Source organism: Nocardioides sp. NPDC127514 (genome assembly GCF_040302125.1).
Lineage (GTDB): Bacteria > Actinomycetota > Actinomycetes > Propionibacteriales > Nocardioidaceae > Nocardioides.
Map to the genome: position 1 here is coordinate 27,223 of NZ_JBEORF010000033.1, position 21,029 is coordinate 48,251.

At 67.1% G+C, this 21,029-nt stretch carries 20 protein-coding genes; 8 read left to right on the forward strand and 12 right to left on the reverse strand.

Going from position 1 to position 21,029, the window contains the following annotated elements:
- The first annotated feature begins 20 nt into the window (after positions 1-20).
- Both ABTX24_RS23770 and ABTX24_RS23775 read left to right on the forward strand, forming a co-directional pair.
- On the forward strand, positions 21-1,328 hold the full coding sequence (locus ABTX24_RS23770; RefSeq protein WP_502890780.1) for an MFS transporter: 1,308 nt from the start codon (positions 21-23) through the stop codon (positions 1,326-1,328).
- A gap of 105 nt (positions 1,329-1,433) precedes the next feature.
- Entirely contained in the window at positions 1,434-1,637 is a 204-nt protein-coding gene (locus ABTX24_RS23775; RefSeq protein ID WP_350843122.1) for a hypothetical protein, read from the forward strand.
- Positions 1,638-1,978: 341 nt separating this feature from the next.
- Here ABTX24_RS23775 and ABTX24_RS23780 read toward each other — a convergent pair whose 3' ends face one another.
- The 9 genes from ABTX24_RS23780 to ABTX24_RS23820 form a co-directional block, all read right to left on the reverse strand.
- Positions 1,979-2,344 (reverse strand): hypothetical protein, encoded by a 366-nt coding sequence (locus tag ABTX24_RS23780; RefSeq protein ID WP_350843124.1) that lies wholly within the window; start codon positions 2,342-2,344, stop codon positions 1,979-1,981.
- A 219-nt stretch (positions 2,345-2,563) separates the two neighbouring features.
- Positions 2,564-3,274 carry an alpha/beta fold hydrolase gene (locus ABTX24_RS23785; protein ID WP_350843126.1) on the reverse strand — a complete coding sequence of 237 codons (711 nt, stop codon included), beginning with the start codon at positions 3,272-3,274 and terminating at the stop codon, positions 2,564-2,566.
- Positions 3,264-3,737: a nuclear transport factor 2 family protein gene (locus ABTX24_RS23790; protein WP_350843128.1), complete on the reverse strand. Its 474-nt coding sequence runs from the start codon at positions 3,735-3,737 to the stop codon at positions 3,264-3,266. Before ABTX24_RS23790 ends, ABTX24_RS23785 begins: the two co-directional genes overlap by 11 nt.
- Positions 3,738-3,744: 7 nt before the next feature.
- Positions 3,745-4,662, reverse strand: coding sequence for a VOC family protein (locus ABTX24_RS23795; protein ID WP_350843130.1), 918 nt, complete (start codon positions 4,660-4,662; stop codon positions 3,745-3,747).
- A 57-nt stretch (positions 4,663-4,719) separates the two neighbouring features.
- Positions 4,720-5,448: an HpcH/HpaI aldolase family protein gene (locus ABTX24_RS23800; RefSeq protein ID WP_350843239.1), complete on the reverse strand. Its 729-nt coding sequence runs from the start codon at positions 5,446-5,448 to the stop codon at positions 4,720-4,722.
- A 2-nt stretch (positions 5,449-5,450) separates the two neighbouring features.
- Positions 5,451-6,401 carry a cupin domain-containing protein gene (locus ABTX24_RS23805; protein WP_350843132.1) on the reverse strand — a complete coding sequence of 317 codons (951 nt, stop codon included), beginning with the start codon at positions 6,399-6,401 and terminating at the stop codon, positions 5,451-5,453.
- A complete protein-coding gene (folD, locus tag ABTX24_RS23810) occupies positions 6,398-7,246 on the reverse strand; it encodes a bifunctional methylenetetrahydrofolate dehydrogenase/methenyltetrahydrofolate cyclohydrolase FolD (protein WP_350843134.1) in 849 nt (282 codons plus the stop codon). The genes ABTX24_RS23805 and folD overlap by 4 nt, the downstream gene beginning before the upstream one ends.
- On the reverse strand, positions 7,243-8,160 hold the full coding sequence (purU, locus tag ABTX24_RS23815) for a formyltetrahydrofolate deformylase (RefSeq protein ID WP_350843136.1): 918 nt from the start codon (positions 8,158-8,160) through the stop codon (positions 7,243-7,245). Before purU ends, folD begins: the two co-directional genes overlap by 4 nt.
- A 127-nt stretch (positions 8,161-8,287) precedes the next feature.
- Positions 8,288-9,622, reverse strand: coding sequence for a glycine cleavage T C-terminal barrel domain-containing protein (locus ABTX24_RS23820; protein WP_350843138.1), 1,335 nt, complete (start codon positions 9,620-9,622; stop codon positions 8,288-8,290).
- A gap of 232 nt (positions 9,623-9,854) precedes the next feature.
- Here ABTX24_RS23820 and ABTX24_RS23825 point away from each other — a divergent pair, with 232 nt between their 5' ends.
- Positions 9,855-12,692, forward strand: coding sequence for a helix-turn-helix transcriptional regulator (locus ABTX24_RS23825; RefSeq protein WP_350843140.1), 2,838 nt, complete (start codon positions 9,855-9,857; stop codon positions 12,690-12,692).
- A gap of 28 nt (positions 12,693-12,720) precedes the next feature.
- Entirely contained in the window at positions 12,721-14,052 is a 1,332-nt protein-coding gene (locus ABTX24_RS23830; RefSeq protein WP_350843142.1) for a bifunctional folylpolyglutamate synthase/dihydrofolate synthase, read from the forward strand.
- Between the two features lie 81 nt (positions 14,053-14,133).
- Here ABTX24_RS23830 and ABTX24_RS23835 read toward each other — a convergent pair whose 3' ends face one another.
- Complete coding sequence (locus ABTX24_RS23835) at positions 14,134-14,736, reverse strand: TetR/AcrR family transcriptional regulator (RefSeq protein ID WP_350843144.1); 603 nt, start codon at positions 14,734-14,736, stop codon at positions 14,134-14,136.
- Between the two features lie 182 nt (positions 14,737-14,918).
- Here ABTX24_RS23835 and ABTX24_RS23840 point away from each other — a divergent pair, with 182 nt between their 5' ends.
- Positions 14,919-15,710, forward strand: a complete 792-nt coding sequence (locus ABTX24_RS23840; protein WP_350843146.1) for an SDR family NAD(P)-dependent oxidoreductase — start codon at positions 14,919-14,921, stop codon at positions 15,708-15,710.
- Positions 15,711-15,788: 78 nt separating this feature from the next.
- Positions 15,789-16,217: an ester cyclase gene (locus ABTX24_RS23845; protein WP_350843148.1), complete on the forward strand. Its 429-nt coding sequence runs from the start codon at positions 15,789-15,791 to the stop codon at positions 16,215-16,217.
- Between the two features lie 123 nt (positions 16,218-16,340).
- Here ABTX24_RS23845 and ABTX24_RS23850 read toward each other — a convergent pair whose 3' ends face one another.
- Entirely contained in the window at positions 16,341-16,919 is a 579-nt protein-coding gene (locus ABTX24_RS23850; protein WP_350843150.1) for a helix-turn-helix transcriptional regulator, read from the reverse strand.
- 365 nt (positions 16,920-17,284) lie between these two features.
- On the reverse strand, positions 17,285-17,473 hold the full coding sequence (locus ABTX24_RS23855) for a hypothetical protein (RefSeq protein WP_350843152.1): 189 nt from the start codon (positions 17,471-17,473) through the stop codon (positions 17,285-17,287).
- Positions 17,474-17,651: 178 nt separating this feature from the next.
- Between ABTX24_RS23855 and ABTX24_RS23860 the strand changes: the two genes are divergently transcribed.
- Entirely contained in the window at positions 17,652-19,982 is a 2,331-nt protein-coding gene (locus ABTX24_RS23860) for an ATP-binding protein (RefSeq protein ID WP_350843154.1), read from the forward strand.
- A gap of 184 nt (positions 19,983-20,166) precedes the next feature.
- Entirely contained in the window at positions 20,167-20,979 is an 813-nt protein-coding gene (locus ABTX24_RS23865) for an SGNH/GDSL hydrolase family protein (protein ID WP_350843156.1), read from the forward strand.
- The last annotated feature ends 50 nt before the right edge of the window (positions 20,980-21,029 follow it).

The window sequence follows — 21,029 nt, forward strand, 5'->3', positions numbered from 1 at the left end:
CCGACTCCACGGTGAACGCCATGGACGTAGAGCGGCCGATCAACCCCGTCCGGCAGCTCGTCGCGGGCGCCGCCGGCCACACGATCCAGTGGTATGACTTCATCGCCTACTCCTACCTGGCGGTCTACTTCGCCGACCAGATCTTCCCGGCGTCGACGGAGAACGACCTGGTGCCGCTGCTCGCGACGTACGGTGTGTTCGCGGTGGGCTACATCATGAGGCCGGTCGGTGGGCTGATCCTGGGTCCGTTCGGAGACCGGTTCGGCCGACGGGCCACGTTGCAGCTCACCATCATGTTGATGGCGCTGGGCAGTCTTCTGATAGCCGCGCTACCGACGTACGACCAGGTCGGGCTCTTGGCCCCTGTCATCTTGGTCCTTGCCCGATTGATCCAAAGTTTCGCGGAGGGTGGCGAGTTCGCCGCGGGATCGGTCTTCCTCGCCGAGTCGGCGTCCCAAGGTAAGCGTGGCTTCTACTCCAGCTTCATGTTCGTGGGTTCAGGCCTGGCGAAGATCGCCACGCTAGGCCTCGTCGCATTGCTGAGCGGCGTGCTCGGCAACGGGGCAATGGAAGGATTCGGGTGGCGAATCCCGTTCGCGATCGGCGCCTTGTCCGCCGTCTTGGGCTGGTGGCTGCGACGGGGCGCGGCCGAAACGCTCACCGTCGCGCCGAGTGCCGATCGGCCGGTGCGCCGACGGGCCTTCGATGCGATCCGCGACTACCCGGGCAAGTCCCTCCAGGTGTTCACGCTGTCCTCCGGCATCGCGCTCCAAGCTTACTTCTGGAGCGTCTACTTCCCGATCTACGCAGGTATCAGCGGTGGCCTCGAGGCGAGGCAAACACAGCTCATGGGGCTGATCGGACTTGCCTTCTACACCGCCCTCATCCCGCTCCTCGGTCTGCTCTCGGACCGGGTGGGCCGCAAACCGATCCTGTACGTGTTCGGCGTGGGCACCACCCTGCTCACTGTGCCCCTGCTCAGCGGCATCGGGACAAGCTTCATGTACGCCCTGCTGGCTCAGTTCGCCGGCTTGGCCGTCCTGGCTTGCGGCACGTCCGTGCTCGGCGCGGTGATCTCGGAGATGTTCCCCGCACACATGCGGGTCTCCGGCATGGCTCTCCCTTACAACCTCGCTGTCACCATCTTCGGAGGGACCGTTGCCACGATCGGGACTGCTCTCGTGAGCTCCGGCGATGCGCTGTGGTTCGGGGTTTACCTGACTGCCGGCTCGATCCTCACGCTGATCACCACGATCCCGCTCCGGGAGACGGCCACATCACGCACGATGGATGCGGACGCCGACGCTGAGGCCGGCGTGCAGGGTTGAGCGCGTCAGCGACACCGGCGGGGCCTCGGACTCCCGGCCCCACATCGACCAGCCGAGTGCACGTAGGCGCTATCAGCAGATCGACATCCATCCTTGGAGGACCAAGTGACCAGCTATGAAGCAGCCATTAGGCTCGCGCTGCCGTGCCTGATCCTGGCATCGACCCATCTGGCGTTCACGCGATGCGTCACTGAGGAGGAGATTCCCCCCTTTCTCCGTCGGCGACGCATCGTGATGGACCGGATCTCGCCCTATGTCGCGGGCGCATCCCTCTGCCTCCTCCTGGTGGGTCTCATCGCCCGGATGTGAGTGGGCGACCTGGCGCGCCACGGCCCGTCGGCCGGGGTCTGTCCCGCTCCGCGCGCACCGACCTCCACACCCCACGAGCATCTCGGGTCGGCCCCCATCGTGGACCGGAGGATCTGGGCACCACTAAGCAGCGACGAGAAGCAACTGCGACCAAGGCGACCATCCGATCCCCGACGGCACGCCCGGTCAGCACCCCCGAGCATCCCCATGCGCAAAGGCCGGCCATCAACAGGTAGAAAGAGGCCACGCCCCAGTAAGACAAGCAGTTGCATGTTGTGACCAGCGTCTCCCGAACCCGAAACCGGTCCAGCACCATCGCGTGACGCGGGATATCGGCTCGCTCACAGATCTCGGCCCCGACCCACGAGGTAGGCGGACGCCTCCGCGACCACATCGCCGTACCCGGGAGCATCCTGCATCGTCGCCGGCTCGAGCTCCCGCCATCCACGCACGAAGACATCGAGCGGGTTACCGCGAAAGCCGGCTTCGATCCGCTGGGTGGTGTTGGCCCGGAAGAGGTCGCCGTCGACGATCGCGACGCGTACGTGACGCGATCGACGCCGCGTGTGCTGCCTCTCCAGAGGTGCTCGCGACGTCCCCGAGGTCGTACGGCCCCGGCCCGACGCACGCGGGACTGCCTGCGACGAGTCCCTCGAGATCGCGTCGGAACCGCGCGTCGCGATCCGCACACCGGCCCGGATCGACATGACCCGTCAGCCGCTCGTACCACGATCGACCATGCTCACGAACGAGCACACGGTCGTAGACCGCGAGACGTGCGACCGGCCCAGAAGAGCAGCCAGATGAGCACGGCCCCGAAGGCCGAGCAGCACCGCGCCCGGGTCACGCGGCAGATCGACAGCGACGCGCTCGACGCAGGGCGAGGCCCCGTCGGCGCCTGCGCAACGGTGCTCGACCGCCCTGGATCACTCCTCGAGGAAGGCGATGACCAGCCGGCGCACTCGGTCGTCGTGGGGCGTGGCACCGTGACCGAGGCCTGGTACCCGCACGACCCTCGCCGAGGGAAGTGCGTGCGCGAGCGGGTCCGGATCACCGGCGATGTCGTCGTCCTCCCCCACGATGATCAGCACCTCACAGGTGACCGCGGCGAGGTCCGCCGCCTCGACGAGCCTCGGTGGGCGTCGGATGACGGCGCCCAGCGCGTCCGGGTCGGCGCCCGAGACGCGCGCTTCCGCGATGACCTCGCGGAAGCCCTGTCCGGCGCCATCGGGCGGGCCGTCCGCGAGGGCGCGCGTGACGGCATCACCGGCTTCGCCGGTGAACAGGTTGGCCCCCACTCCGAGCACCACCAGGCGGCGTACGCGGAGGACGCCGCAGCTCACGAGGCGGAGCAGGAGCTTGCCTCCGAGAGAGAACCCGACCGCGTCCGCCGAGCCGTCGATGTAGGTCTTCGGCAACAGGGCGAGCAGCTGGCGGTCGATGTCGGCGTAGTCGGCGGGACGGGTCGAGGCGTCCGGACCGTGTCCCGGAAGCGTCGGAGCGACCACCCTCAGGTTCGACCTTCGAAGGTCACCGGCCAGTCCGTCTTCAGGCCAGGTGCGGGCGGGGGTGCTCCCCCAGCCGTGAACCAGTACGACGTTCCTGGCGGTCGAACCCGAGCGCGCATCAGCCGTCATGGCGTGGCTCCAGCATCACCGAGTCGTTCGAGGCACTGATGAAGGCGCTCGTCAGCAGACGGTGCTCGATGAGCCAGCGGCCGTCGTCATGGACACACTCGTCGACGACATCGACGACGGCTTGAGGCTCGGTCAGGAGCCCTGGTTGGTGGCCTCGGCCTGCGTACAGCGTCAGTACGTAGCGGGCGCGGGCGCGCAGGACCCCGTGGTGCTGCACGACCAAGTTGGTGACCAGGTGGCGCGACAGCCGGGCGCCGGCGGCTTGGCGCTTCGCGTATCCCGCGGCGATCTCGTCGCGACCGGTCATGGTGATGGCCGGCATCTGGCAGACACCGTCGGGGGTGAAGTAGCGCTCACCGCCGACCGCCGCCTCATGGTCGACGTTCCACCACGAGTTGATGATCAGGTCGCGCACGTCCTGGGTGGTGGTGTCGAGGCGGCGGCCGGCGGGCGAGTCGTTCATGGCTGGGTCAGGATCCGATCGTCATGAAGGTCTCGGGCATGTTGTAGGCCCAGCCGTTCATGATCTCGGGCAACTTCTCCGGAGAGGTCTCGGCGATGAAGAACTCCGAGTCGTCGAACTCGTTCATGCCCGCGCTGAACTCATTGCGGTTGCCCGTCGGGTCGAAGGCGTAGGCGAAGCAGTTCGTGCCGAAGCCCTGGGTGTCCTGCGGGATGCCGCCCATGTGGCGGCCGGGACCGAACTCCCACCGGTTGCCGGTCTCGACGAGCCGGTCCGAGAGGCGGAAGTAGTGGTTGCCGTCCTCGACGGCGAAGGCTACGTGGTGGAGGCGGTCGGACTTCCGCTGCGCCTGCATGTAGGCGAGGTCGTGGTCGAGCTTGGTCGCACGCATCCACGAGGCGGCCCACTTGCCGGCGACGGTCAGGACGAGCGACTGCTTGAAGCCGAGCACCATCTTCATGAAGTCGGACCACTCCTGCGGGTCGGCCTCGCCGAGCAGATTGATGTGGTCGATGTCGGTCGGACGGAAGCCGCCGTCCGAGGTCGTCTCGGTGACACCGGCGCGGCGATTGCCGTCGGCGACGACGAACTCCATGCGGTGGCCGCTGGGCAGGTCGAACCCGAGGATCTCCCCGTGACCCGGACGGTCAGGGCTGCGGTAGCGCTCGTACTCGACGCCGTTCTTCGACAGCCGGCTCATCACCTCGTCGAGGTCGTCCTGGTGGTCGACGCCGAAGGCGAAGCTGTCGAGGCTCTGGCCTCCCGCGGTGATCGTGAGGTCGGCGGCGTCGCCCGAGCAGGCGAGCAGAGCGCGCTTCTCGTTCTTGTCGAGCACGGTGAGGCCGAGGACGCCCTCGTACCACTCGAGCGCCTGACCGAGCTCCTGGACGCGGATGGCCGCGTGGTCGATGCGGTTGATGGGCATTTCGTTCTCCTTGTGTTGAGGTGGGCTGGTTCGCCCGGATGGGTCCGCGGTGGTTCCTCAGACCGCTGTGAGTGATCTCGCTCTGTCCAGCAGGAGGCTGGCGTCGTTGGAGACGGCGAGGAAGGAGGCCGAGTCGAGCCCGGCCGGGGCCGCCGGGCCGTGCGCTGCGCTCACGGCGGTGCCGAGGACGACGTCGTGGCGTCGTGCGACCTCGTCGACATGGCGCAGCATCTCGAGCAGGGCTGCGTCGGTCGTCCCGAGCCCGGCCGTGACGGCCAGATCAGCCATCCCGACGAACAGGTGACCCACACCTGTGGCGGCGATCGCCGCAGAGTTCTCGACCCCGTCCGGGTCCTCGATCTGCGGGATGACGACGGCCAGCTCTGCAGACCTGCGATAGGCATCAGGATCACTTCCGTAGCGCCCCGCGCGCACCGTCGGCCCATAGCCCCTCTTGCCGGTCGGCGGCAGCCGCGCGGCCTCGAGCAGCCGTTCGGCCTGCTCGGCTGTGCTGACATGTGGCACCAACACGCCCTGCGCACCGGAATCCAGCACTCGCGCGATGGTGACCGCGTCGTGGTCCGGAACCCGTACGAGCGGTGGCAACCCGTGGCCGAGCGCGGCACCGACGAGAGCGTGCACCTCGGCCGGCCCCAGGGCCGCATGCTCCATGTCGATGATCACGAAGTCCAGGCCGGCGATGGCGAGCACCTCGATCACATCTGGGTGACCGATCTTGGCGAACGTGCCGAGTGCCGGAGAAGCCAGCACCTCCCTGAGGTGCATGGTCACTGGCCTGTCTCCTCGTCGTCGACGTCGGGCATCGGATACTCCGCGGCGTTGATGACCCATCCGTCCTGGTTCGAGAAGTCCACCCGCGGCGGGCAGAAGATGTCGATCAGGTGGTTGCGCACCTGCCCCACGGACTGGCTTGTGTGCAGGGCTGGCGGCGGGATGATCGCGATGGAAGGACTGGCCACGAGACGGTGGTCGTCTTCACGCCAGTCGGAGAGCCGCGAGGTCCACGGGCTGCGGATGTGGTGAACGTAGGATCCCTCGAGGGCGAGGGAGCACTGCTCGAAGTCGTCGTGCAGGTGCGGCGACAAGGCGTCGGGATCGCGGGGTCCTTGGTCAGGATCGAACCAGTTGACCATGAAGGTCGAGCAGCGGAAGAGCCTCCCGAAGCGGGTCGGTTCATACGGATGCTCGCCGATCCGATAAGCCCTGATGCGGTGACCGTCAACCGGGCCCGGCCAAGCCACCAACGGCGCGACGTGGGCGTGTGCCTCGGCGTAGTCGTCCTGGTTTCGGCATCGCGCGACGAGGTCTTCCGCTTCTGTCGTGAAGAGCCGGATCACTGGTCCATCGCCATGAATCTCCAGTTCGCTGGCCCCGGGCGGCATGACCAGGAGGGCCGGTCCCTCGACGTCGGTGTCGGGACCGATGTCAGCGGCGGCGCGGACCTTCGTGCCCGCACGAGGTACGAGCACGACGTACTCGTCCTTCTGCTCGGTGCGGGTGAAGACCTCGCCTTCGGCGGCCCAGCTGAACGCCAGGACGAAGTTCTGGCCGCGGACCCACCAGGTGCGAGAGCCGTTGTCGGTCACCTCGTTGGGTGGCTCCACGCTGAAGTCGAAGTACGCAGCAGCAGCGGATGGCTGGTCGGCCGTCTGCGAGCGTTGCGGCCGCTGCGTGGACGACTTCATGCGATCACGAAGGTTCTGCGGGTCGTAGCTCATGACGAAATCTCCTCTAGCCTGGACGCGGCTTGTACGGTGTTGCGCAACAGCAGGGCGATCGTCATGGGCCCGACGCCGCCTGGTACCGGGGTGAGTGCGCCCGCTACGTCGCGGACCTCGTCGAAGTCGACGTCGCCACACATGCCGGTGTCGGTGCGGTGGATGCCGACGTCGATGACGGTCGCCCCCGGCTGGATGTGGTCGGCGCCGATGAGGCGAGGGACGCCCGCAGCTGCAATCAGTACGTCGGCGCGTGAGGTCTCGACAACCAGGTCCTTGGTCCGGCTGTGGCAGACGGTCACTGTCGCGTTCGCTTGGGTCAGGAGCTGGGCCATCGGGCGACCGACGAGGTCGGAACGACCGACGACGACAGCGTGCTTCCCGGTCAGGTCGATCCCGGCGTGCTCGAGGAGCAGCATGACACCGGCTGGCGTGCATGGTTGCAGGCCCCGTCGTCCCTGGGCGAGGAGTCCCGCGTTGAGGGTCGTGAGCCCATCGACGTCCTTGGTGGGATCGATGCGGTCGACCACCGCGCGAGCGTCGAGATGGCCGGGAAGGGGCAACTGCACCAGGATGCCGTCCACGTCGTCGTCGCCGTTGAGCTCTTCGACAAGGGCCTCGAGCTCGCCCTGGGAGATGTCGGCCCGCACCTGTCGGTGGAGGTCTCGGATCCCGGCTGCAGTGCAGAGCTTTCGCTTGTTGGCCACGTAGATGGCCGACGCCGGGTCTTCTCCGACGAGAACGGTCGCGAGGCCTGGCGGCCGGCGAAGGTCCGCCACCGATCTGGCGACACCTTCACGTACCTCGCGAGCGACGGCCTTTCCGTCGATGATCAGCGCGTTCATGCGAACACCACCGTCGTCCGGCCGAGACGCAGCACCCGGTCCTCGCAGTGCCACTGGACGGCGCGGAGAAGGACCGAGCGTTCGACGTCTGCACCTCGACGTTGCAGCACGGCCGCGGTGTCGGAGTGGCTGACGCGTACGACGTCCTGCTCGATGATCGGGCCCTCGTCCAGGTCCTCGGTCGCGTAATGCGCGGTGGCGCCGATCAGCTTCACACCCCGTTGATGCGCCTGCTGGTAGGGGGACGCGCCGATGAACGCGGGCAGGAAGGAGTGGTGGATGTTGATGACGGGGCACCCGACGCCGGCGATGAAGTCCGAGGAGAGGATCTGCATGTAGCGCGCCATCACTACGAGGTCGAAGTTGCCGGTGAGCAGGCGCAGCTGCTCGGCCTCTGCCTCGGGCTTGGAGGCCTTGGTGACTGGGATGTGCACGAACGGAACACCGAACGAACGAACCTCTGCGGCAAGGTCGGGGTGGTTGGAGATGACCAGCCCGATGTCGGCATTCAGCTCTCCGCGGCGCCAGCGCCACAGCAGGTCGAGGAGGCAGTGGTCGTACTTCGACGCCATGATGGCGACGCGTTTCGGGGTGGCTGCCTTCGTGATCTGCCACTCCTCGATCCCGCGCGGACTCGCCACGTTCTCCGCGAAGGATCGCTCTAGATCCTCGATGACCAGGCTCAGGTTCTCGACATGGAAGACGACACGCAGGAAGAAGCGGCCGCCGACGGGGTCGGTGGTGGTCTGGTCGGACTCGACGATGTTGGCGCCGTACTCGGCCAGGAAGCTGGCGACCGCGGCGACGATTCCGGGTCCGTCGTCGCACTGCACGAGAAGGCGGCCCAAGTCGTCAGCCTGTGCATCGGGGCTGGCGGCCGGCCGTGGAGCGGACTGGACGGAGGTCTTGGTCATCGTTCTGCCTTCGGAGAGTTGCGGTGGGCGTGTGAGGTCGGGAGCGGGTGTTGAACCCGGGCGCGAGGGCGGTCGCTCGGCGGTGATGGCGTGGCGGAGCCGGCTCCCGCGCCCGGACGGCTGTGCGTCAGGCGAGAGCGGGCTCGCTGCGCAGGTCCCGACGGCGGGTGTCCTGCTTGTACGGAGCCGGTGCCACGGTGGCGCGGATCTCGGTCTGCGGTTCTCCGGGGTTTCCCCACAGCACCGTCACCTCGGTGCCGGGCTCGCTGTAGGCGGCATCGATGAAGCTCAGTGCCAGGGTCTTCTTGAACCAGACGCTGTAGCCCGGGTGAGTCGCGTGCCCGATCTTCTCGCCGTCCTTGAGGATCCAGTCGGTCCACGCCGAGACCCACTGGTTCTCCGGCAGGTCAAGCTGCTGGTAGATCGGGCCGTCGTCGTAGAGGGAGGCGTGGATGCGCTTCATGTCGTCGCTGTTGAACTCGAGGGTGACGACCTTGCGGCGTGGGCTCGCCATCTCCTCCTCCAGGGCGGCGCGGCCGGGGAAGTCGTGGTCGAACGCGATGTTGCGGCCCCAACCCATCTCGATCGGGCTGCGGTAGAGGTCCTCGATGTTCTCGCCGTCCCAGCTGCCGGTGAAGGACGTAGAGAAGTTGTAGCGGAGCGGTCCGTTGAACGGGGTGGGCTCCCACTCCGGCGGAAGGTTCTCGTCCATGAACTTGCGGTAGTCCGTCAGCGACTCGTCGCCGAGCGCGTTGTAGAAATGCATCGCACCCGTCGGGTAGCACGCCTCGAGGTGGTTGATCATGAAGTCGCGCGTCCCGAGCCTGCGCATCCCGAAGTCCTTGCCGGCTTCGAGGATCGCCTCGAGGACGGTCGGGTAGTTCTCGATCGGTCCCTGGATCTCGAAGCCGATCTCACCGGCCATGCCCTGACGCAGGAACGTCACCTCGACGTCACCGATCTCGCCGGTCTTGGTGTTCATGAAACGTACGTCGCGCAGGTCGGTCTTCGTGAGCCGCTCGAGCACACCGAGAGACTTCGGTCCGGAGACCTGGAACTTGTGCGTGAACGGGAAGGTGATCTCGACGTCGTACCCGCCCTTGTGCGCGTTGTAGAGCGTCCACTGCGGTGTCCCGACCTGGTACTCGAAGTCGTCCTCGGCGTGCCGCAGCAGGATGCCCTCCGAGATGACCTTGCCGTCGTCGTTGCACTGGATGACGTGCTTTGCCTTCCCGACGGGGAACTTCACGAAGTCGTTGACCGAGAGGTCCCGGAAGAGGCGCAAGGCATCGGGACCCTTCACCCGGATCTGCGGCACGAAGGACCAGTCACCGACGTAGCAGTCCTGGTGCCACGCGCGCTGCTCGTCGATCCACCCCGAATGCTCCGACGCCCCCATGACTGGGAAGTACGGCACTGGAGCCATTCCCTTGAAGGCTCGGAAAGGCGCTGCGTCCGTCATTGGATCCTCCTCGTTGTGTGACCACAACCACAGTGGTCCTGTTGTCGATGACGCTAGGTCGGCACAGCTGTGACCTGCCCCACAGGAGTCCCCATGGGGATTTGGCCGCGAAAATCCCCTCGCCCCGCCCACCCCCTGGAGGCGGATCACCGCGTCGATTCGCCACTAGACTGCAGTGACGGAGGACACATCACGGTTCCTTCTGTCATCGCCGAAAGGAGGCCCCGCACTGATGCCCGCTCCCCTGATCGAACGGCAGGAGCCACTCGACGCGCTGGAGCGGCTGGCCCGTACATGCACCGCTGGCGCGGGGACGCTGGCTCTCGTGGAAGGGCCGGCTGGGATCGGCAAGACCCGTCTTCTGCGAGAGCTCATCGAACGGTGCCTCGAGTCAGGTGAGGCGGATGTCCTGGAGGCGAGCGCCTCGGAGCTCGAGCGCGGCTATCCCTTGGGGGTGGTCCTGCGCCTGCTCGAACGCGCGACCCAGGCCGACGACGACGCGACCGACAGCCTCTTCCGCGGACACGCATCGCTCGCCGAGCGAGTCCTCCGCGGTCAGCACGAGGACAGCCCGTCGCTCAACGATGAGTTCGCACTGGTCCACAGCCTCTACTGGCTGGTGGTGAACCTCGCTGATGCTCGCCCCTTGGTCTTGGTGGTCGACGACATCCAGTGGGCCGATGAGCAGTCCCTTCGCTTCCTGCACTACCTCACACAGCGGATCCACGACCTGCCCGTCGCAGTGGTTCTGGCTGTCCGCACGGGCGACCAAGCCGCGGACGGCGACACTCTCACCCGGCTCATGCTGGAGGCGAGCCTCACCATCCAGCTGACTGAGCTCACGCGGGACGGCACCCGGGAGTTCCTCACCGCCACGCTGGGAGTCGAGGAAGATCTTGACGCCCTCGTCGAGGACGCGTGGACCTCCACCCGCGGCAACCCCTTCCTGCTGCGTGAGGTGACCGCAGCAACCACCCAGCAAGGAGTTCGGGCGCTCCCCGATTCCGCGCCCGACGGCGTCACCCGCAGCGTGAACCTGCGGATCCAGAGTCTGGGTCGGCATGCCGTGGCCCTCGCGCGTGCCGTCTCCGTGCTGGCCGGACCAGTGGAAGTCGGCGCGGCGTCGTCCGTGGCCCAGATGTCGATCGAGGACGCGCTCGTCGCTGCTGACCTTCTGCAGTCCGCCCAGATCCTGGACCCCGAAGGTGGGCTGAGCTTCCACCATCCGATCATCAAGTCCGCGGTCTATGCCCGACTGAACGCCCAGGAGCGGATCCGCCTGCACAGACGGGCGGCATGTCTGCTGCACGACCTGGCTGCGCCGGACGAGGAGGTCGCGCTCCACCTGCTCAGGACGGCACCGTTCTCCGAGCCGTGGGTCAGCCCGATCCTGCGGGCCGCCGGTCGAAGCGCCGGCCGCAAGGGGGCGCCAGCGACAGCTGCCGTGTTCCTGCGCCGCGCCCTTGACCAGGACGATCTCAGCGCCGTCGACCGTGGGGAGACGCTCATCGCGCTCGGCATCATGGAGGCGGCAGCCGGCGAGACCGAGTCGCTGGTGCATCTCGAACGCGCCCTGCTGCTGCTCACCGAACCTGAGGCTCGATCCCGAGGCATGTACGCGTTGGGCCAGACTCTCTTCCGCTACGGCCGCTCTGCCGAAGCCCTGACGGTGTTCCGTCGCGGGGCCGACGACTTCGCGCCCAGCGACCGCGAGCTGGCGCTCCGCTTCGAGGCTGGCTATCTCGCCTCTGCCGCCTATCTCGTCGACCGACCCAAGGACGCCGTCCAGCGTCTCGAGAAGCTCGCGCCCGAGCTCGAGGATGCGCCCGCACTGACCCCGGCCGAACGACTGATCCTGCTTCACCTGGCGGTCTACCGGGCCATGTCGGAGCCGGCATCGCCCGACCATGCGGCTCTCGCGCTGGCCGCCCTCGGCGACGGGCTTCAGCTGTGGCACGAGACCTCGGACGGGATGACGCTGAGCCATGCCGTCCTGGGGCTCACCTGGGCCGGGGCACCGAGCGCAGCCATCGGCGTTGCCGACCGCGTACTGGAAGACGCTCGGCGGCGAGGAGACTCACTGATCTTCGCCGAGATGTCCCTCGCGCGCGCCATGGCAACCTACGCCAAGGGCGACGTCCGTGACGCCATGGCAGACGCACAGTCCGCCGTCATCGGCATGGCACGGGGCTGGAACTCGACCGTTCCGGCACCCCAAGGGATCCTGGCCTACTGCCACCTCGACCGGGGCGAGACCGAGGAAGCGGCCGCAGTTCTCGAGGAAGCTGAGACCGGGCTACGGGAAGGCCCCACCGCCACGCTCAACGTGTGGTTCTACATGGCACGAGGACGGCTGCGACTAGTCACCGGTCAGTACGAACTTGCACTCGATGACTTCATGAAGGTCGGTGACCTCCTCCACCGCAACGGTTACACGAACCCCGGCTACATGCTCCGGCCCTGGCGCTCTCAGGCCGCTTTGGCCTTGAACCGGCTCAGTCGCCATGCCGAAGCCGTGGACCTGGTCTCACAAGATGTCGAGGACTCCGAGCGCTACCAACTGCCGTCCACACTCGGCGCCGCGCTGAGGACCCGGGCGATGCTCGAAGACTCACCGGACCCGGAACTGCTCCGCCGCTCCGCCGAGGTCCTGCAAGCGCAGGATGCTTCGAGCCTAGAGCTCGCCGAGACCCTTCTCGAGCTCGGCTCGGCCGAGCGTCGTGCCGGCACCCGAGTGCTATCCCGCGACACGCTCCGACGAGCGCACGACCTGGCCCACCGTCAGGGGGCGCTCGCACTGGAAGAACGCGCCCATCAGGAGCTGCTCGCGGCAGGAGCACGCCCCCGCCGCGCCGCGATCCAAGGCCCCGACTCGCTCACCCCCAGCGAACACCGCATCGCGGACCTGATGTCCCAAGGTCACACAAGCCGACAGATCGCGGAGACGCTGTACCTCACGATGAGCACCGTCGAATGGCATCGCCGCAACATCTACCGCAAGCTCGAGATCTCCTCCCGCGACGAGTTGCGAGCAGCCATGTCCGGTCAGCCTCTGGACATCGAGAGCTGAGCGCCGGTTCAACCGACGGCTATCACTCATGTCGAAGTTTCAGTACGAAGGTGTCAACCGTGACCGCGCGAGCACGACGGTTGCTGGCCTCGCCGACGCCGAACAGGTCCTCCTCGGACGCTGGCCCAGACACCGGCCCGAACCATCCCTTGACCGGATCCGAGCTCTCACCGACCTGCTCGGCCGACCGCAGACGGCATATCCCGTTCTGCACCTGACCGGAACCAACGGCAAGACGTCGACCGCGCGCATGATCGACTCACTCCTGCGGGCTCACGGTTGGCGCACTGGTCGCTTCACCAGCCCGCACCTCGAAAGCATCACCGAGCGCGTCAGTCTGCTCGGGGCACCGATCCCGGGTGACCAGTTCGTGCAGACATTCACCAAGGTCGAGGCGGCCGCAGGATCGGTCGATTCGAGGTCGGCACGTGCAGTCTCCTTCTTCGAGGCGATGGCGGCCATCGGGTTCCTGGCGTTCGCCGAGGCAGACCTGGACGTCGCCATCGTCGAGGTGGGGATGGGCGGCCGTTGGGACGCCACCAACGTGGCAGACGGCGAGGTCGCGGTCATCACCCCGATATCCCTCGACCACACCTCCTACCTCGGCTCCGACGTGAGGACGATCGCGACCGAGAAGGCCGGCATCATCAAGCCCGACGCCACGGTGATCTGCGCTCGTCAGCCCGACACCGTCAATGCCGTCATCGAGCGCCGGGCCGCCGAGGTCGGCGCGACGATCCTTCACGAGGGACGAGACTTCGCCGTCGCATCCCGGTCACCGGGCTCCAGCGGTCAACGCCTCACCCTCGACGGGCTCACGGGGCGCGAGGTCGTCGACGTGCCACTCGTCGGCCCACATCAGGCGCAGAACGCCGCGGTCGCACTCGTGGCTGCGCAGGCCATCGCCCGGAACCGAGGGGGCACAAGGCTCGACCGGTTGGCTGAGGGATTCGCAAAGGCGACGTCCCCGGGCAGACTCGAGCTCCTACGCTCCCGACCACCTGTGTACCTCGACGCTGCACACAACCCGGCCGGGTTCTCCGCGCTGGACGCCGCAGCACGCGAGCTGGGCTGGCACGACGTCACCGTCGTTCTCGGCGTCATGAGCGACAAAGACGTGCTCGGTGTGCTGCACGGCCTGTCCCGACCCTGGGTCGCACGCGTCGTGTGCACCCAGGCCGCCGGCGAGCGAGCACTGCCGGCGGACGAACTGGCCGCAACAGCACGGGACTTGCTCAGCGTCCGCGTCGACGCCGAGCCCGATCTCGGCACGGCAGTGAACTCAGTGCTCGACGCCCGCGCGCTGGTCACAGGTTCGGTTGCCATGATCGGCGAAGTTCGGGCGCTGTTTCAGCAATAGCCCGGAACGCATGAAACTTCTGACCCTGGTACTCGGCCAAGCCTATGGTCGACCAACGCCGTACTTGCGGGTCAGATGCAACTACACCTCCGTATCACCGAAGGCGACCTCGGAAGTTCCCTCACGCAAAGGTGGCGCGAGAACTCTGTGCGTCGACTCCAGGATCCTCTCCGACAGCTCCGTGCCGACTGTGGCCCGGGCAAGCAGGATCGCCCCAACCAAGGTGGCGACCGCCGGAATCCCGTCGTCACCGTCGACTGCCATCCATTGGGCGAACTTCTCGACTCCGGCCGCATAGGTCGCATGCACGTCCCGGTCCGCGGGCTCGCGCGCCATGTCCCCGGCGAATCCGGCGTTCGGGCAGCCGGTGCCGGGCTGGTCCCTGTGGTCGACCGATAGGTAGAAGTCGACCAGTGCACTCCGCGCAGCGTCGTGATCCCCGTTAACGGAGTCGAACTCCGCCAGCAAGCGGTCGAGGTCTCCGAACGCGACCTGCATGGCCTCCGCGACAAGGGCGTCCTTGGAGGAGAACTGCTTGTAGAAGCCGCCGGTGGTCAGCCCGATGGACTTCATCAGCTCGGCGACGCTGATCCCGCTCGCTCCTCGCTCCCGGAAGAGCTGGGACGCCGCGGCGACGGCGCGCCTTCGGTTCTCGGTCGCCTGGGCTTGGGAGACGCGGCTCATCACTCACCTCGAAATAGATACCAGTGCAAATCTATCCTACTCGGCCACCAGAGCAGCCTCGACCACTCTTGGCGCCGTCGAGCATGAGACGATCTGGACAACCGTTAGATCATGTGCGTAATCTAATTAGAGCCGGCGACCCGTCAGCAGCTCGTCCGTTCAGACTGAAATGAGATCCCTCAATGACCACGCAGACCCCGAGCGCCGTTGTCACCGGCGCGTCCACCGGCCTCGGCGCCGCGTACGCACACCGCCTGGCCCTCCGCGGTTACGACCTCGTACTGGTGGCCCGGAACACCGTGCGGCTGGAGACGTTGGCGTCCGACATCCGTGCGCGGACAGGCCGCGCGGTGGACGTCGTCACCGCCGACCTCACTGACGCCGAGCAGATCTCGGCGGTCGAGGAGCGTCTGCGCACCGACCAGAGCATCGAGGTCCTGATCAACAACGCAGGCGGTTCACTGTTCACTCCGCTCGCCTCGTCCGACGCGGCGGCCTCCGAGGCGCTGATCAACCTCAACGTGACCTCGCTGACCCGCCTCACCACCGCGGTCCTGCCAGGCCTGACCGCTCGCGGTCGCGGCACCGTCGTCAACATCTCCTCTGCGCTGGCTCTCAACGTACTTCCCGTCAGCGCCGTCTACAGCGGGACCAAGGCCTACGTGCTGACCTTCACCCAGGCGCTGCAGCAGGAGCTGGCCGAGAGCCCCGTCACGGTGCAGGTAGTGCTCCCAGGCGCTGTCCGCACAGAGTTCTGGGACGGCTCCGGACTCGACCTCGCGACGTTCCCCGACGAGTGGGTCATGAGCGCCGACGACGCCGTCGACGCGGCGCTCGCTGGCCTGGACGCCGGCGAGCCCGTCACCATCCCCTCGCTCCCCGAGATCGGCGACTGGGAGTCGTTCGAGAAGGCCCGCCAAACCCTTATCCCCAGCCTGTCGCTGCAGGTTCCCGCCGACCGCTACCGCGGCTGACCGTCGCCCGCCTGCTCGACCCGATTCGGCTGTCCGTCACGAGGGCGGAGCAGCGTCCATCCGCATTGGAGAAAACACATGTCTTCCTCGCACATCGAAACCCGAACGTCCACCTCCGACTCGCGCCGACTTGCCGATGAGTACGTCCGGCGCGTCAACCTTCGTGATCTCGACGCCCTGTTCGCCCTGTACGCGCCGGACTTCCGCAACCACGCCGCCGACGGCACCACCTCCGGCGTCGAAGAGGCGCGCGCGGTGCTCGCGTCGTTCCTCGACGCGGTGCCCGACTTCGCCGCCACGCCGGTCCGAGTCGTCGCCGAGGACGACTGGTTCGCGATCACCTTCACTCTCACCGGCACGAACACCGGTCCCTTCAACGGCGCTCCCGCCACCGGCCGATCGATCGAGGTGCTGGAGGTCCGTATGTTCAAGGTGGCCGACGGGAAGCTCACCGACCACTGGGGCCTCATCGACCTGACCACGCTCTTCGCCCAGTTGCAGTCCTGAGAGGATCGCCGCCGGCCACTCCAGCGGCGTAGTGTTGCCCCCGGGCTTCCTCCGACCGGCCTCTGCACGGCGAATACGAAGTCCTCGCTGGCGGAACGCGGAGCTCGGCCGTCGACGGGCCGGCTAGCGACCGAGCCTGTGCTCGGAGGGTGTGCGCCCAAATCTCTCCCGGAAGGCGGCGTTGAACGCAGTGACTGATCCGAAACCGCTCGCGTACGCGACGGCAGTCACCGTACGACGCCGCCAACCAGGATGGGTCAGTCGTTGCGCCGCCAGCTCGAGCCGAGCCTCACGGATCAACGCCGCCGGCGAGGTCCCCTCCCGGCTCAGTCGCTCCTGGAGCGTACGCAGCGAGAGACCCATCTCACGTGACAGCGCTCCCGGATCGTACGCCGCGTCCGCACAGCTGCGACCTGCCAACGCACGCGCCTGCTCCCTGAGCCGGTAGGTGCGACCGGCCTCACCGCGGACAATGAGCTCGAACGCCAACTCGGCTGCGGTCACGAAAGAGCCACCGTCAAGGGCCTGTGCCTGTTCAGCGACCTCGGCAACCATAGCCGCGAAGACCGCGCCCGCGCCCTCACTCGTGTCCCAGAGCCGAGCACCTTCAGGCGGCCTCGCTTCCGGCCATGCCGTGCCCGGGACCGACAGGATGAAGGCGCGGGTGTGCTCGTCGTGGCTGAGCGCGAACGACTGGGTCATGGACACAAGCGCGGCAGCGCCGGGCCGGACCCGCGAGCGGCCGAAGACCTCCGCTACCAGAACTGGCGAGCACCATCGGTGGCCGCCGCAATCCGCGCCGCTCTGGATCCCAAATCTGCCTTCGCCAGCGAGCCACTCGTTTTCGAGCTCGGTTCGACCACTTCCAGCGTGCAACACCAGGTCAAGATCGTGGCCGGCTTGGTGGCGGCTATCGTCACCCGTTCCTCGCATCCGTGCTGGGACTGTTCGGCGCCGTTGTGGAACAGGTCCATCGTCTCGCGGCCCCGTGACCTCGAGAGGGATGAAGGCGGAGCCAATCAGCACGCCGACACCGCTTGAGGAGCGGTCCCCGATCAGGTACGAACTCACGTATAACCCCGCTGCTTCGGAGCCTCGGCTCGGCGCACGATCAGGTCATGGAGTACCGAACTCAAGTCGTTCCAGCCAAGGACCTGGCGCTTCTCCAGGCCGCGATCGGCCTCGGCGGCGGGACCATCACGCACAGCAAGCCACATGACAACGGCGATGTCGCCGTCACCTACGTCGTCGATCACCCATCGCAGTCAACCGCAGCGCGTCGCATTCCGGTGCATGTACAGGACCAGGGCTGGGCTGAATGCGGGTGATGTCGCAGCCGCCGCGGAACAGGCTGAGTCCAGCGTCGGCGTGAAGAGATGGTCGGGTCGCCGTCGATCGCCGACGAGCAGCTGAGCCGGGGCATACGCTGGCGATGTGAGCCAGTTGGCCCCTGCCCCAGCGATCTCGTCGAATCTGCCCGCCGAACTGACCGAGTTCATCGGCCGGCGGCAGGATCGCGCCGAGGTTCGGCAACTGGTGACAGAGGGGCGGCTCGTGACGCTGACCGGCCTGGGAGGCGTCGGCAAGACTCGGCTGGCGCTGCGGGTCGCGCGAGAACTGCAGCGGAGTGTCCGCGATGGTGTCTGGTTCGTGCCCCTCGCTGAGCTGTCCGATCCCCTACTGATTCCAGAGGCGACCGGAGCGGTGCTTGGCATCCACGACCGGTCGAGCCAGTTCGGGATGATCCGGCTCACCGAGTACCTCCGCGAGCGCGACCTGATTCTCGTGCTGGACAATTGTGAGCACTTGATCGAGCACTGCGCGGTCGTTGCCGACACGCTCCTGCGCACCTGTCCGCGGTTGCGCATTCTCGCCACGAGCAGAGAGCCCCTGCGAATCTCAGGTGAGGTCATCCGTCCCGTCGGGCCAATGGCGGTCCCGGAAGCGTCCGCCGACGATGCATCCCTTCACGAACACGAAGCTGTGCGCTTCTTCGTGGAACGGGTCCGTCATGTGGTGCCAGGTTTTGACTTTGATGGTGAGAACAGGGCGGCGGTGTTGGAGATCTGCCGGCATCTGGAGGGCATCCCCCTTGCGCTCGAACTGGCCGCTACGAGGCTGCGTGCGATGTCCCCGGCTGAGCTTCTCGAGCGCCTTCGGGCTCATTGGGAGCTGCTCGATCTTGGCAACCGCAACGCACCCGAGCGGCATCGCACGATGACTGCGTGCATCGAGTGGAGCTACGCACAGTGCTCGCCTGCGGAGCGCCGGATGTGGATGCTGCTGTCGATCTTCGCCAGTGGCGTCGAGATGGATGCGATCCACCACGTCACCAGCGGCGACGACCCGTCTGCAACGCCGGAGTCGATCGCCCTCCTTGCACAGGCGCTCGTGGACAAGTCGATCCTCACCGCGGAGGTCGTGGACGCCCACACTCAGTTCCGGATGCACGAGGTGTTGCGGCAGTTCGGTGCGGCCCAGTTGGCGGCTGCGGGCTCCACGGCCCCGTTACAGCAGAGGGTCCTCGACTTCTACGTCTCCCTGCTGGGGCGTTTCGATGAGGACTGGATGAGTCCCCGACAGATCGGGTGGATGCGCCGGGCACGAAGGGAAGATGCCAACATCAGAATCGCCCTCGAGTACGCGTGCACGGAACTCGGTGCGGCCGCAGCCGGTCTGGATCTGGCCGCCCGGATGCGTAAGTACGCCATTGCCTATGGCACCTTCACCGAAGGACGGTACTGGCTGCACCGGCTCATCAACCTGGCGACCGACGACAGCCTGGTACGACTCAGAGGGTTGCGCGCCGCGTGTGTACTAGCCGCAATTCAGGGCGACCGGGAATCGAGCGCGGCCCTCGCCTCCGAAGCTCACGAGCTTGCAGACCGGCTTCCTCAGGAAGCCAACTGGCTGGCCGACCAGGCAACGGGTTGGCACCTGATGTTCCTGGGTGACCACGAGGGTTGCGTGGAGAGCCACGGCCGTGCCCTCGAAACCCTCCTGGAGCACGGTGGAGCCCTCCGCGATATCGCGGAGACACACATGCTGATCGGCATGGCGCGTGGCTTCGCCGGCGACCTGACCGGAGCTGCCGGATCCCATGAGATGTGCCTGGAGATCTGCGAGGCCAGCGGTGAGTCGTGGTGGCGGTCGTTCTCGCTGTGGCATCTCGGGCTGCTCGTCTGGGCCAGCGGGGACCTGGTCACGGCGCTCGATCTTGAGAGGAAGAGCCTCGCGCTCAAACGGCGCATGGGCGAACGGGGCGGATTGGCTCTCTGCCTCGAGGCTTGCGCCTGGATGCACGCCGCGGGCGCTCCTGAGCGGTCTGCCACACTGCTCGGCGCGGCAGACCGCCTCTGGCACTTCATGGCGACCTCCCTCGATGTGGTCCCTGGGCTCACGTCGTTGCGGCAGCGCTGCGAGTCGGAGCTGCGAGCGTCCCTCGGGCCGGATGCGTACGACGCGTCGTACGCCGCAGGAATCGCGATGGACGAAGACGCCGCGATCGGTTTCGCACTGAACGAAGAGCCGATCGTGCAGGCATCCGCCGCGCAGGTGACTGCGTCCGGACTCGCGCGTCTGACCAGACGAGAGCAGCAGATCGCGGAGTTGGTCGCGACCGGGCTGACAAACCAGGACATCGCCAGCAAACTCACGCTCTCGCGGCGGACGGTAGAAGGCCACGTAGAGAAGGCCCTGACCAAGCTCGGGTTCACGTCGCGGACACAGCTCGCGGTCTGGGTCTCAGACCAGTCGAAGTCTTGATGGACCCCGATCACCTGCACCTGTGCCGGAGCACACCTCGCCGCTCAGAGGCGCACGCCCGACGCGAGGTCTCCACTGTGGGAACAGGTACCGACGCGCGTAGTCCTCCCGTGGCAACGACGGCCTGCCGGATCTTCAATGAGGTCAAACGCCTCAGTCGGCAAGCTCAGAATGGGAGCCCGTCATGGTCACCTCGACAACATGTGCCTACGCCCGGTTCACCGCGCTCGGTGACTCGGCCTCCTGCGGCGTCGGCGACCCCACGCCGGACGGGTGGCGCGGCTGGGCGCAGATCCTCGCTGACGCCCTCGACTCCGAGGATCGCCTCTGCTTCTGCAAGCTGGCTGTCCCCGGCGCAACCGTCGCCGACGTCCGGCACCACCAACTGCCCGGCGCCCTCGCTCGCCATTCAGACGTGACGTCGCTGGTTGTCGGGCTCAACGACGCGATGCGATCGACTTGGGATCCCGACCAAGCGCGGGCTGACCTGCTCCACTGCGCCGACGAGCTGGCCCGCCAGGGCACGATGCTCCTTACCGTCCGGTTCCATGACCACACCCGGGTACTGGGCCTGCCGGAGGTGCTCGCGCGGCCGATGCGCCGGCGGATCCAGGTCCTCAACGAGATCTACGACGAGGTCCATGAGAAGTACGGCACCCTCCGACTCGACCTGGCGTCCGACCCGTTCATCTACGACCGCTCCCTCTGGGCCTTCGACCGTCTGCACCCCTCCGAGCTCGGCCATCGCTGGCTGGCCCGGCAGGTCGGAATACTCCTTCGCGCTGAAGGCGTGGCCACTCGACTGCCGTCGCTGGCCTGTACCAGCGCGCCCATTTCCCGGCGCGACGCAGTCCGTGCCCTCTTCCACGACATCCTTCCCTGGATCGGCCGCAGGGCGCGCGACCTGGCCCCAGCCGTCGCCGCGGCCGCCGCACGCCACACTCGGGATGCCCTGATGACACGGCACTCAAGTCGGCACGCGACGCTGGCGTCCTGAGTGCGAGTTCTGAGGCGCCGCGTGTATGGGTGTAGAACGGGAACCCGGCC